At 59.9% G+C, this 12,049-nt stretch carries 12 protein-coding genes and 1 pseudogene; 7 read left to right on the forward strand and 6 right to left on the reverse strand.

The genetic code is table 11. The annotated features are described in order from the left end of the window. Nucleotides 1-379: 379 nt before the first annotated feature. Nucleotides 380-526 (forward strand): annotated as a pseudogene (locus QZR30_RS28125) (HAMP domain-containing protein); the annotation flags it as partial. Between the two features lie 102 nt (nucleotides 527-628). Continuing rightward, nucleotides 629-1,384, forward strand: a complete 756-nt coding sequence (locus QZR30_RS28130; RefSeq protein ID WP_370881255.1) for a methyl-accepting chemotaxis protein — start codon at nucleotides 629-631, stop codon at nucleotides 1,382-1,384. A gap of 194 nt (nucleotides 1,385-1,578) precedes the next feature. Here QZR30_RS28130 and QZR30_RS24785 read toward each other — a convergent pair whose 3' ends face one another. Genes QZR30_RS24785 through QZR30_RS24800 form a run of 4 tightly spaced genes read right to left on the reverse strand, consistent with a single transcriptional unit; the run spans nucleotide 1,579 to nucleotide 4,170 of the window. Beyond that, complete coding sequence (locus tag QZR30_RS24785) at nucleotides 1,579-2,892, reverse strand: sensor histidine kinase (RefSeq protein WP_046071953.1); 1,314 nt, start codon at nucleotides 2,890-2,892, stop codon at nucleotides 1,579-1,581. Then, complete coding sequence (locus QZR30_RS24790; RefSeq protein WP_311904444.1) at nucleotides 2,889-3,557, reverse strand: response regulator transcription factor; 669 nt, start codon at nucleotides 3,555-3,557, stop codon at nucleotides 2,889-2,891. The genes QZR30_RS24785 and QZR30_RS24790 overlap by 4 nt, the downstream gene beginning before the upstream one ends. Further along, nucleotides 3,557-3,868 (reverse strand): PepSY domain-containing protein, encoded by a 312-nt coding sequence (locus tag QZR30_RS24795; RefSeq protein WP_046071951.1) that lies wholly within the window; start codon nucleotides 3,866-3,868, stop codon nucleotides 3,557-3,559. The genes QZR30_RS24790 and QZR30_RS24795 overlap by 1 nt, the downstream gene beginning before the upstream one ends. Beyond that, nucleotides 3,868-4,170, reverse strand: coding sequence for a PepSY domain-containing protein (locus QZR30_RS24800; RefSeq protein WP_059396892.1), 303 nt, complete (start codon nucleotides 4,168-4,170; stop codon nucleotides 3,868-3,870). The genes QZR30_RS24795 and QZR30_RS24800 overlap by 1 nt, the downstream gene beginning before the upstream one ends. A 158-nt stretch (nucleotides 4,171-4,328) precedes the next feature. Here QZR30_RS24800 and QZR30_RS24805 point away from each other — a divergent pair, with 158 nt between their 5' ends. The 5 genes from QZR30_RS24805 to codA all read left to right on the forward strand — a co-directional run bounded on the left by QZR30_RS24805 (nucleotide 4,329) and on the right by codA (nucleotide 9,125). Further along, nucleotides 4,329-5,408 (forward strand): hypothetical protein, encoded by a 1,080-nt coding sequence (locus tag QZR30_RS24805; RefSeq protein ID WP_046071949.1) that lies wholly within the window; start codon nucleotides 4,329-4,331, stop codon nucleotides 5,406-5,408. A gap of 80 nt (nucleotides 5,409-5,488) precedes the next feature. Further along, nucleotides 5,489-5,845, forward strand: a complete 357-nt coding sequence (gene queD, locus QZR30_RS24810; RefSeq protein ID WP_003190259.1) for a 6-carboxytetrahydropterin synthase QueD — start codon at nucleotides 5,489-5,491, stop codon at nucleotides 5,843-5,845. A gap of 77 nt (nucleotides 5,846-5,922) precedes the next feature. Then, a complete protein-coding gene (locus tag QZR30_RS24815; protein WP_059396891.1) occupies nucleotides 5,923-6,372 on the forward strand; it encodes a GNAT family N-acetyltransferase in 450 nt (149 codons plus the stop codon). A gap of 183 nt (nucleotides 6,373-6,555) precedes the next feature. Continuing rightward, the gene (gene codB, locus QZR30_RS24820; protein ID WP_059396890.1) at nucleotides 6,556-7,824 is read left to right on the forward strand and encodes a cytosine permease; all 1,269 of its coding nucleotides are present in this window, start codon (nucleotides 6,556-6,558) and stop codon (nucleotides 7,822-7,824) included. A gap of 50 nt (nucleotides 7,825-7,874) precedes the next feature. Beyond that, nucleotides 7,875-9,125, forward strand: a complete 1,251-nt coding sequence (gene codA / locus QZR30_RS24825) for a cytosine deaminase (RefSeq protein ID WP_059396889.1) — start codon at nucleotides 7,875-7,877, stop codon at nucleotides 9,123-9,125. Here the strand turns inward: codA and QZR30_RS24830 are convergent. Both QZR30_RS24830 and QZR30_RS24835 read right to left on the reverse strand, forming a co-directional pair. Continuing rightward, nucleotides 9,122-11,272, reverse strand: coding sequence for a lipase family protein (locus QZR30_RS24830; protein WP_274358268.1), 2,151 nt, complete (start codon nucleotides 11,270-11,272; stop codon nucleotides 9,122-9,124). The genes codA and QZR30_RS24830 overlap by 4 nt on opposite strands. Before the next feature lie 11 nt (nucleotides 11,273-11,283). Beyond that, a complete protein-coding gene (locus tag QZR30_RS24835) occupies nucleotides 11,284-12,045 on the reverse strand; it encodes a hypothetical protein (protein ID WP_046068971.1) in 762 nt (253 codons plus the stop codon). Nucleotides 12,046-12,049 lie beyond the last annotated feature (4 nt).

The following is a 12,049-nucleotide window of genomic DNA, read 5'->3' on the forward strand; positions in this document are numbered from 1 at the left end:
GCTGTACGACGGCCAGACCCAGGTCAGCATCCTCAGCCCGACCGGTTTGCTTGCCGGCTATAGCCCGGATGCCAGTAAGCTCAGCCAGCGCCTGGCTCAGGTTGATACGGCCAGCGGCGAGCAGTTGGTCAGCGCCTTGGCCAGCAGTACTCAAACCCACAGCCTGCGTGCCGGTCATCAGCTCAAGGTGCTGGCGCCCTTTGCGCCGATCCCTGGGGGCAAGCCGTGGGGCGTGTTGCTGGATGTACCGGAAAAAGTCCTGGTGGCGCCCGCCGAGGCGTTGAAAACCCAGCTGGACGCTGACAATGCCAAAGGCACCCTGCTGGAGCTTGGCCTGGGCCTGCTGGCCGCTGTGGTAGGCCTGATACTGGTGTGGCTGATGGCGCGCAGCGTGACCCGGCCGATCCTCGGCGTGGCACACATGCTTGAAGATATCGCCAGCGGCGAAGGTGACCTGACCCGGCGCCTGGCCTATGACAAGCAGGATGAACTGGGCCAGTTGGCCGGCTGGTTCAACCGCTTCCTCGACAAGCTGCAACCGATCATTGCCGAGGTCAAACGCTCGGTGCAGGATGCCCGTGGCACCGCCGACCAGTCCGCCGCGATTGCCACGCAAACCAGTGCTGGCATGGAGCAGCAGTACCGCCAGGTGGATCAGGTGGCGACAGCTTCCCACGAAATGAGCGCCACCGCTCAGGACGTTGCCCGCAGCGCCGCCCAAGCTGCCCAGGCTGCTCGCGACGCCGACCAGGCCACACGCGAAGGCTTGACCGTGATCGACCGCACCACCGCCAACATTGGCGACCTCGCCGCCGACATGAGCACCGCCATGACCCAGGTAGAAGGCCTGGCCGCCAACAGCGAGAAAATCGGCTCGGTGCTCGAAGTGATTCGCGGCATCGCCGAACAGACCAACCTACTGGCGCTCAACGCCGCCATCGAGGCCGCCCGTGCCGGTGAAGCCGGTCGGGGCTTTGCCGTGGTCGCCGACGAGGTGCGCAACCTGGCGCGGCGCACGCAGGAATCGGTGGAAGAAACCCGCCTGGTGATCGAGCAACTGCAAAGCGGCACCACCGACGTGGTCGGCTCCATGGGCAACAGCTATCGCCAGGCCCAAGGCAGCGTCGAACAGGTCGGCCAAGCGGTAACGGCCTTGCGCCAGATTGGCGACGCGGTCACGGTGATCAGCGACATGAACCTGCAGATCGCCAGCGCCGCCGAAGAGCAAAGCGCGGTGGCCGAGGAGATCAACAACAATGTGGCGACCATTCGCGATGTGACCGAGTCATTATCGGAGCAGGCCAATGAATCGGCGCGGGTCAGCCAGGCGTTGAACAGCCTGGCGAATCAACAGCAGGGGTTGATGGATCAGTTCAGGGTGTAAGCCTAATGGAGATCTACTGTGGGAGGGGGCTTGCCCCCGATGGCGTTGGGTCAGCCCCAGATGCATATACTGACACGCCCTCATCGGGGGCAAGCCCCCTCCCACATTTGGATCGCGACACCTCAGTTGGGCAGCCGTTGACTGTCAGGCCGCCACGGAAGCAAGCCCCATACTTTTAGAGATTTAGCCGGGCATTAACGCTTGGGTAACTCGACCAGTGCCTTCAACCCACCCAGCTCACTCTCCTGTAACTGCAACGTCCCGCCCCACACCTCGACGATGTCCCGCACGATCCCCAACCCCAGGCCATGTCCGTCAATTTGCTCGTCCAGTCGCGCGCCGCGACCCAAGACCTGGTTACGCTGGGCCTCTGGAATACCGGGACCGTCGTCCTCCACCACCAACAGGTAGCCTTGCTGGGTTTCGCTGACGCTCAGCCGAATATCGGCATCCGCCCACTTACAGGCGTTGTCCAGCAAATTACCAAGCAATTCCAGCAAGTCCTCGCGGTCCCAGGGCAATTGCAGGCCCGGCGAAACGTGATAGCTGAGGTCAAGATGGTCGCCATGGATCATGTTCAAGGTCGCCAGCAGGACGGGCAGTTCTTTTTCGCAATCAAACAAAGCACCCGGCAGGGTTTCGCCAGCCAGCCGTGCACGGTTGAGCTCGCGATTGAGGCGTTGCTGGATTTGCTCCAGTTGGTCGCGTAATAGCTGGCTCAACTGCGGATGATCCTTGAGCGCCTCACTGGAGGCCGCGCTCAGCAATACCGCCATTGGGGTTTTCAGCGCATGCCCCAGATTGCCGAGCGCATTGCGGGAACGTTTGAGACTGTCTTCGGTGTGCGCCAGCAAATGGTTGATCTGCGCCACCAATGGTTCCAACTCCAATGGCACCTGGGTGTCGAGCTGCGAGCGCTTGCCCTGTTGCAGTTGGGCGATCTGGTTGCGCGCCGTCTCCAGCGGGCGCAGGGCGCGGCGCACCGTGACCCGCTGCAGGACCAGCACCAGCAGCAGCGCCGCCAGCCCCATCACCAGGCCAATCTGGCGCATCAGGCGAAAACTTTCCCGCACGGGTGTGTAATCCTGGGCCACGCTGATGGAAATCGGCAGGCCGAAGCGCTTGTAGTCCGAACGCAACACCAGCAATTGCTGGCCTTCCGGGCCCAGTTGCAGGTTGCCCTTGAGCCCCGCCTCGGGCAGGCGGGGCAGTTCCTGATCCCAGAGTGAACGGGAACGCCAGTGGACATCGGCAAAGTCGATCCGGAAATAATGCCCGGAGAACGGTCGCTGATAGGCCGGTGACAGGCGTTGCTCATCCAGCTGTACGCCGTTTGGCCCACGCACCAACGCCACCAGCAGGTTCTCACTGTCATTGCGCAAACCCGCTTCCAGGTAACGCTGCAAACCGGCCTCGAACAGCCACAGGCTGGTTTGTGCCAGCACTACGCCAACGCCCACCATCACGCTGATCAGGCCCAGGCTCAAACGCCGCTGGATCGACTTCATGCCGGGGCGGCGCCAAACCGGTAGCCCTGGCCGCGCCGGGTTTCGATCACACTGCGCCCCAACTTGCGGCGTAGATGATTGACGTGCACCTCCAGCACATTGGAGTCTCGCTCGGTCTCGCCATCATACAAATGCTCGGCCAGATGGCTTTTCGACAGGATCTGTTCGGGGTGCAGCATGAAGTAGCGCAGCAAGCGAAATTCGGCCGCCGTCAGCTGGATCTCGGTACCATCGCGCAGCACACACTGGCGCGCTTCATCCAGATGCAGGCCTGCGGCCTGCAGGGTGGGCTGGTTGGCGTGGCCGTGGGAGCGTCGCAACAGGGCCTGGATGCGCAGGTAGAGTTCTTCGGGGTGAAAGGGTTTGCTCAGGTAATCATCGGCGCCGGCCTTGAGCCCTTCGATACGCTCGGCCCAGGAATCGCGGGCGGTGAGGATCAATACCGGGATGGCCAGCGCAGCGGCGCGCCATTGCGCAAGCACATCAAGCCCGGGCAAACCGGGCAGGCCCAGGTCGAGGATGATCAAGTCATAGGGTTCGCTACGACCTTGATACGCAGCGTCGCGGCCATCGGCAAGCCAGTCGACTGCATAGCCTTGGCGCTGCAAACCGGCCAGCAACTCGTCAGCCAGGGGCACGTTGTCTTCCACCAGGAGCAGGCGCATCAGTCTTCCTCATCTTTGATCAGGTCACCGTTGGTGGCGTCCAGTTTGATCTCACGCACCACGCCTTCGGTGGTCACCAGTTCCACCTCGTAGGCATATTGGCCGTGTTTCTTTTCCAACTCGGCCTCCAGCAGCCGCGAGTCGGGGTACCGCGCCATGGCCTGCTGCAACAGTTGCTCCAGCGGCAGGATCACTCCCTGCTGGCGCAGCGCCAAGGCCTCGTCCTGATTGAGGTCGCGGGCCGCCAGGCCGGAGCAGAAAACCATGAGCACCAGCGCCACTCGACTGCCGCCGCGTAAATTTACCTTCATTACGTATCCTGATGATTCTTGAGAACCTGCCCGTTGAGCGCGTCCAGTTCAACGTCCCATTCAATGCCGTTGCGATCTTCCAGTTCGACTTCATAGACGTACTTGCCGTATTCCTCATCCAAGTCGGTGCCCAGCAGCGTCGAGCCAGGGTGCAGCGCCAGGGCTGTGGCGTCCAATTGGTCAAAGGCGACAATAGTAACAGTGGCGGGGACGCTCAGTGGCTTGTCCGGGTCCAAGGCTGCGGCCTGGGCCGCCGTAACCATGATGATAGCGGCGGCGCCCAGAACAGTGAGGCGCGTCATGATAAGTCTCCGTTACAGGATGTTTTCCTACGCCGGTCACCCTACCTGTTGCAACTTAACTGAAACTGAATTGCCACCATGGCAATTGCGCGCAAGCCGTTTCTCCCACCGTCTGCAATATTTTCTATAATGCCCCGTTCGCCCAATCAGAGACCGGTATGACAGCCATCCATATCAAGTTCCCTGCCTTGACCCTCAAGGCCGGCAAACGCGCCTTCGCCCGCATTCGCGAGCAGGGTCTTGCGCCTGCCGACGTCGGCATTCTCCCCGGTGCGGCTGGCGGCCCCAAGGCCTTGGGCATCCAGGGCCTGGACCTGGCGCTGTTTGGTGACTGGCTACCCCGCGTGCCGCGCGAGCGTGCGTTGATCGGCGCGTCCATCGGTTCCTGGCGGTTCGCCAGCGCCTGCCTGCCCGACCCTGTGCAAGGCTTGCTGGACCTGGGCCGCCTGTATAACGAACAGCGCTTCGCCAAAGGCGTGACCATGGCCGGCGTCAGCCAGAGTTGCCAACGCATGCTCGATGACCTGCTGGCTGGCCGTGATGCACGCATACTGGACAATCCCGACTATCGCCTGAACATCATGGTGGTCAAGAGCCACGGCCTGCTCGCCGACGACCACCGTGGGCGGCTGGGGCTGGGCCTTTCCTCGGTGATCGCGGATAACTTGCGGGGCCGCGCACGGCTGTCGCGGCATTTCGAACGGCTGATCATCCATGACCCGCGCCAGGCACCGCCGGTGCATCCCCTTCACGATTTCCCATCGCGCTTCCTCAGCCTGGAGTTGGGCAACCTGCGCCAGGCGCTGCTTGCGTCCGGCTCGATCCCCATGGTCATGCAAGGCGTGCGCGACCTGCCCGGCGCCGGTGCCGGCACCTATCGCGACGGAGGCCTGCTCGACTATCACCTCGACCTGCCCTACCACGGCGATGACATTGTGCTGTACCCGCACTTCACTGACCGGGTCATCCCGGGCTGGTTTGACAAGGGCCTGCCATGGCGACGCAGCAACCCGCAAGGCTTGCAGGATGTGTTGCTGCTGGCGCCCTCCAGGGACTACCTGGCACGCCTGCCCTACGGCAAACTGCCGGACCGCAGTGATTTCAAGCGCTTCATGGGTGATGACCCGAGCCGCAACAAGTACTGGCAAACCGCGATGAGCGAGAGTCGGCGACTAGGGGATGAGTTTTTGGCCTTGGCGGACAACAGCGCGCTGGGCGACCGACTGCTTGCCCTCTGACGGCAGGAGCGGTGTGCGCAGGGGCTGATCAAGCTGTTAAACTCGCCAACTGCCAGACACCTGACCGAGCTGAAAACACTGTGGAAATCTTCAAGGAATTTACATTCGAATCCGCCCATCGCCTGCCCCACGTGCCGGAGGGCCACAAATGCGGGCGCCTGCATGGGCATTCGTTCAAGGTTGCGATCCACCTGAGCGGCGACCTGGACCCCCATACCGGCTGGATTCGCGACTTTTCGGAGATCAAGGCGATTTTCAAGCCGCTCTACGAACGCCTCGACCACAACTACCTCAATGACATCCCCGGCCTGGAAAACCCCACCAGCGAAGTGCTGGCCAAGTGGATCTGGAATGAATTGAAGCCCCTGCTGCCGGAACTCAGTGCGATCCGCATCCATGAGACCTGCACCAGCGGCTGCATCTATCGCGGCGAGTAAGCGATCGCGTGTCGGAAAACCACCTGCGGGTGGTTTTTTCGAAGCGCCGGTGGAATCTTCCAGAGAAGCTCATTGCAATGATGCGCCCCGCCACTGTCCAGGATCTTGCTGCCATTGAGGCCATCGCCCAGGCCGCTTACTCACCTTACGTCTTGCGCATCGGCCGCAAACCCGCGCCGATGCTGGAAGACTATCGCCAGCGGATCGAAGCCGGTGGCGTACATGTATTGGACCATGCGGGGCAGGTCCAAGGCTTTATCATCCTGCTCGATACCGACACTGGCCTGCTGTTGGATAACCTGGCCGTGGCACCGGATGCCCAAGGCCTGGGGCTAGGGCGCGTGCTGATGGATTTCGCCGAGCAACAAGCAGCCGACTCTGGGTACACGCACATCCACCTGTACACCAATGAGGCCATGACCGAGAACATCGCGCTATACGCTCGTCGAGGGTATGCACAAACCCATCGGGCCGTGGAAAACGGTCTGCGCCGGGTGTACATGAGCAAATTTCTACAGGCGATTTAACAGATCCAACTTGTGTCACTTGCTGCACCGTTTTCGCGCTTGATCGGCAACTCTGGCATGACCTTCTCTGCGACACTTGCTGGTTTGACTATAAATACGCTGCACAAACTGGGCGCATCACTGCCTCTGACTTGGCACGCACGCTGCAACAGGCCTGCGTCACTCATTCAGGGAGCAACCCACATGACGCAGCAGGAACCAGGCAACGATTACCCCCTCAGCGAAGTCCCCTTGCATGCGCGCAAGGGCCTGGCATCCACGGCCATGGTGCTGCTGGGCTTCACGTTTTTTACCGCTACCATGTTTGCCGGCGGCAAGCTTGGGGTAGCGTTCAGTTTCACCGAGATGCTCGGCGTCGTGGCCCTGGGTAACCTGTTGCTGGGTATCTACGCCGCAGGTCTGGGTTACATCGCCTTCAAGAGCGGCTTGAACTCGGTGTTGATGGGGCGTTTCTGCTTTGGCGAAGTCGGCAGCAAGCTCAGTGACTTGATCCTGGGTTTTACCCAGATTGGCTGGTATGCCTGGGGTACTGCCACGGCGGCCGTGGTATTGGGCAAGTATTTCGAATTGAGCCAGGGCAGCGTGCTGGGGTTGATGGTGGTGTTTGGCTTGCTGTTCTGCGCCACGGCCTACGTGGGGTATCGCGGGCTGGAAATCCTGTCCTATATCGCCGTGCCGGCCATGGGCATATTGCTGGTTCTGTCGATGTGGGTGGCGACCCTGAAAGTCGGCGGCCTGGATGGACTGCTGGCGGTGGTGCCAACCGGTGAATTGGACTTATCCACGGCTATCACCCTGGTGTTCGGCACCTTTGTCAGCGGTGCGACCCAAGCCACCAACTGGACACGTTTTTCACGCTCGGCCAAGGTCGCGGTGCTGGCAAGCCTGATCGGTTTTTTTATCGGCAATGGCCTGATGGTGCTGATCGGCGCTTATGGCGCCATCGTCTATCAGCAACCGGATGTGGTGGAAGTCCTGCTGCTGCAGGGGTTCGCCATGGCGGCGATGGCCATGTTGCTGCTCAACATCTGGAGTACCCAAGACAATACCATCTACAATTTTGCCGTCGCCGGCTGCAACCTGCTGCGCACCCGACGCCGCAAGACCGTGACCCTGGCCGGTGCGGTGATCGGCACCCTGCTCGCCTTGCTCGGCATGTACGACATGCTGGTGCCGTACCTGATCCTGCTGGGCACGGTCATCCCGCCGATTGGTGGAGTGATCATGGCGGACTTCTTCTATCGCTATCGCGGCCAATACCCACGCCTGGCGCAAGCCCGCCTTCCGGCGTTCAACTGGCCCGGTTTGGTAGCCTATGGGGTGGGCACCGTACTGGCGTTCAACTCGCCTTGGGTCGCACCACTGGTGGGGATTGTTGCCGCGTCGCTGACCTATATGCTGCTCAGCGCCATACTACGCGCCATGACCGCCTGGACATCGGTATCGCCCTGAGGATCCGGCGGCTGTCTGCCTGATTGTTTTTAGCCAAGAGGAACTTGACCATGCACATCATCAATGCCCGCCTGCGCAACCGTGAAGGCCTGCATGATCTGCACCTGGAACACGGCCGGATCGCCAGCATTACTGCGCACACCGGGACCCCGACACTCACGAGCAGCGACCTGGACGCCGCCGGTAACCTGGTCATACCGCCCTTTGTAGAACCCCATATCCACCTCGACGCCACCCTCACCGCCGGGGAACCGCGCTGGAATATGAGCGGCACGCTGTTTGAAGGCATCGAGTGCTGGGGTGAGCGCAAGGCCACTATTACCCTGGAAGACACCAAGACCCGCGCTAAAAAAACCATCCAGGCCCTCGCCGCCCACGGCATCCAGCATGTGCGCACCCATGTCGACGTCACCGACCCGGACCTCACGGCACTCAAGGCCCTGCTGGAGGTGCGCGAAGAAAGCGCGCACCTGGTCGACCTGCAAATCGTCGCCTTCCCCCAGGAGGGCATCGAGTCGTTCCGCAATGGCCGCGAACTAATGGAAGAGGCCGTTCGCCTGGGCGCCGACGTGATCGGCGGTATCCCCCACTTCGAATACACCCGCGACCAAGGGGTCAGTTCAGTGAAATTCCTCATGGACCTTGCCGAACGCACGGGCTGCCTGGTGGACGTGCACTGTGACGAAACCGACGACCCGCACTCACGTTTCCTCGAAGTCCTCGCCGAGGAAGCCCGCAGCCGCGACATGGGCGCGCGGGTCACCGCCAGCCACACCACGGCCATGGGCTCCTACGACAACGCTTACTGCGCCAAACTGTTCCGTTTGCTGGGGCATTCAGGCATCAGCTTTGTCTCCTGCCCCACTGAAAGCATCCATCTGCAAGGTCGCTTCGACAGCTTCCCGAAACGCCGGGGTGTCACCCGTGTCAACGAACTGCTTGAGGCCGGCATGAACGTGTGCTTCGGCCAGGACTCCATCGTTGACCCCTGGTACCCCCTGGGCAACGGCAACATCTTGCGGGTCCTGGAAGCCGGCCTGCACATCTGCCATATGCTCGGCTACCGTAACCTGCAAAACGCCCTCGACCTGGTGACCGACAACAGTGCCAAGGCCATGGCCCTGGGCGACCGATATGGGCTGCAGGCCGGTCGCCCCGCCAACCTGCTGATCCTGTCCGCCGACAGCGACTATGAGGTCGTTCGCAGCCAGGGCCTGCCGCTGTACTCGATCCGCAACGGTAAGGTGCTGATGAAACGACAGCCGGCGCAGGTGGAGTTTTTATATAACCCGGCTGGCTAGACGATTGAGTCGATGTCCAGCGTTTGCGCTTTTCCCTGATCATGGTGTGCAGGCGGCGGAATGCTGGCAAATTGAGCAAGCTCGCGGTTTTCAGCGTGACTGAACCAACGTTTGAGGCTCGATTGCAGTTGCGCAGACTGTGCTTGACTGCCGTAGACGTCGCGAGCTTCAAGGCGACGCCAGCGCAGGGTTGCCAGGCGCTCGCGGCTGGTGTGCAAGCGGTCGATCTCGGCGTTCAAGGCATCGGTAGGTTCATAGCTGCGATCATTGGCGGGACGCTGGCGGGCAAGTTCTCGCCGTTTGGCTCTCAGTTGCTCGCGCATATCTTCGAGGGCGCGGTCGAGCAGCTCAAACTCCCTCAAGGTCACCAGGGGGCCTTGGCGATCCAGGGCTTGCTGCCAGCGTCGCAGTGTGGCCCAGGCTGCGGGGATGTAGCTGGCGGTCATGAAGTGTTGGCCGGCCTGAAAAAGCTGCCGCAGCAGATTGTCACGGTCGGGCATATCCCCCTGGAGTTGCAATGCACGATGACAGCCCGCCTCCTGGATGGACTCACAGCCAGGTTTCCATAGCACCGAAGAATGGGTGCCGTCCGGGAGCGTGATCGGCATGAAGTGATGTTGCTCACCGTGATGTTGATAGGGGTTGCCGCCCACACGTATCAGCCCGGCGGCGAACAATAGGCCTCCGGGTGCAGGGGCACTGAATAATGTGATGGCCCCGGGGATCCAGAGTTTGGCGGTGGTGTTCATCCAACGCGCCGGAACGCTGGGGACGGGGTCGTTGTGGTTGACGATGCGGTGATGGACCAAGGACGAGGCGCCGGCGATGAACTCGGAGTCGGCGGCGCGAGGGGCGCCGTAGGTGTAGAGGAGAATGTTGTAGTTAGCATCCGGGGTTCGGCGCAGCCCTTCGGCCAACAGCAATGCAATAGCGCCGCCAAGGCTGTGGCCGCAAATCACAATACGCTGGCCAATGTGGAATTGGTCAAGGTATTGCAATACGAAATCACGCATAGCACGGTAAGCCTGGTAGAAGCCCTCGTGGACTTTACCAACGCCGTCGACGAAAGCCACTTGATGGGCGTCTGCGTCACGTAGCGCATCAGCACCGCTGACGGTTCCTCGCACGGAAATCAGGATGACCTCGTCGTGGTGAGTGATGAACGCCTGGGTATCAGTGCCAAATTTTTCGTCATCGAAAAAATGCAGGCGTGCAGGGTGTTCCTGCTTGTCCTTTAGTTCCGGGCGATTTTGGGGATATAAGTCGGGATCGAAAGGCAGGATTTCGAAACGCTGGGAGTATGGGACTTCTTCATAGAGCGGATAGAAACGCTGCGTTTGCTTCGGATCGATTTGCCAGGCTTCGTGATACACCGACAGCTGTTCAGCGAACAGATTTCCAACGCTTGGATCCAACGGAAACCGGACCTGCTTTAAGGGTTTTTCTCGAGGGACTTGCCCAAAATCGCAATAACTCAACGCAGCAAACAATGCCAGTTGATACACATTCAGGGCACAGATGTTGTCTTCGACAGATAGCATTGGGCGCAAGGCCCGCAATGGTCGTACCTCGAGAATGGTGTGCTTGTTTGGAAACAGCACGATACCCGTTAATGTTGGCTCGGGCGGGCCGAATCCCAGCTCGGCCATCATTTTCAATGCATGAAGTTTGGGACGATGGGTACGAGGCGTTATCGGAGGCAAGTGGGCGACATGTCGAACCAGATCTCTGACTTCGACTTGATAGAACCGGTCAGCTTGTTGTTGAGCAGGATTGGCTTCAACACGACGCCCATGGGACGTAGAAAGTTTAGTTTGTTCTGCCCGAACTTGAAGCTCGCTGATAGGAATTTGATAAGTCGGCCGCATCATTAATCGGCGATATGGCTGCTCTGTTCCTGAATAAAGTTCGTCAAAAACAAGAACTACGGGACCGCTATAAATATCTTTTAACTTGGCGCTGCCCTCTCCGTTCAATCGACCTTTGTACTGCTGTCCTGCACTGTCGTGAACGGTATACGGCAGACCGCCATACATCGTTCCTACTCCGACTTCATCGACTAAGCAAAAGCTCACCCACTGCCCTCGTAATGAACAAGCTGGCGTGCTATCACTGAAAAATGATCGCTTCCTTGCGTCCGTGCACATGACTCACTCCTTCACTCACAGGATGGATAGATATCGCAGATGCGACCGTCCGGCATTTTTATAGGTTTAAAATCGGTCGTGTTGCCGTTGCAGTAGGCATCCCGATCAGAGAAGTCCTTACCTTTACAGCGTTTCCACCCTCCTGGAACAGATACCCAGTTATCGTCAAAAGCGGGTCTCTCCTCATCAGTCAAAGTCAGCACCATCCTCAGGGTCTTTCCTGAGAGTTCGTCTCGTTGCGCGAACCCACCTACTCGTGTTTTTTGCAATTTCCCCTCCGCATTAACCGAACGGCACTGGAGAATTTTCCTGATCCCGTGAAGAGGGCCTACAGTCCGAAACAACCATTGACACTGGCCCGAAAAATCCTGCACATCTGACTCCCGCATCCCGGGCATATCCAGATAATCTCTGATAGAGATAGTGGCAATATCCCCACCCACATCCGTACTCCGCTTTCCCCATTTCGCATAGAAATCAAACTCCAAACTACGCAGTACCAACGGGCACCCTTCTACCGTTTCAGTCAGCGGTAACTCATAACTCACCCTGCTCGCGACAGGTTTGTAGTCTGTAAAAAAGACTTTCCGCTCCGGTCTCTTGCCCCGGCGTCTCGGCAAGACACAGGTTTCACCCGTTGCAGGTCGATAATTAGCCGCCGTTTTAAGTTCAAACTGCGGCGGCAAATCCACCTCCAACGTAAAATGCTCTACCCCCTTCCCCGTACACCCCGAAAACCCTACGACCCCGACCACAAGCAACCCCACTTTCATCCAT

Source organism: Pseudomonas sp. rhizo25 (assembly GCF_031931935.1).
GTDB classification, from domain to species: Bacteria; Pseudomonadota; Gammaproteobacteria; order Pseudomonadales; family Pseudomonadaceae; genus Aquipseudomonas; species Aquipseudomonas synxantha.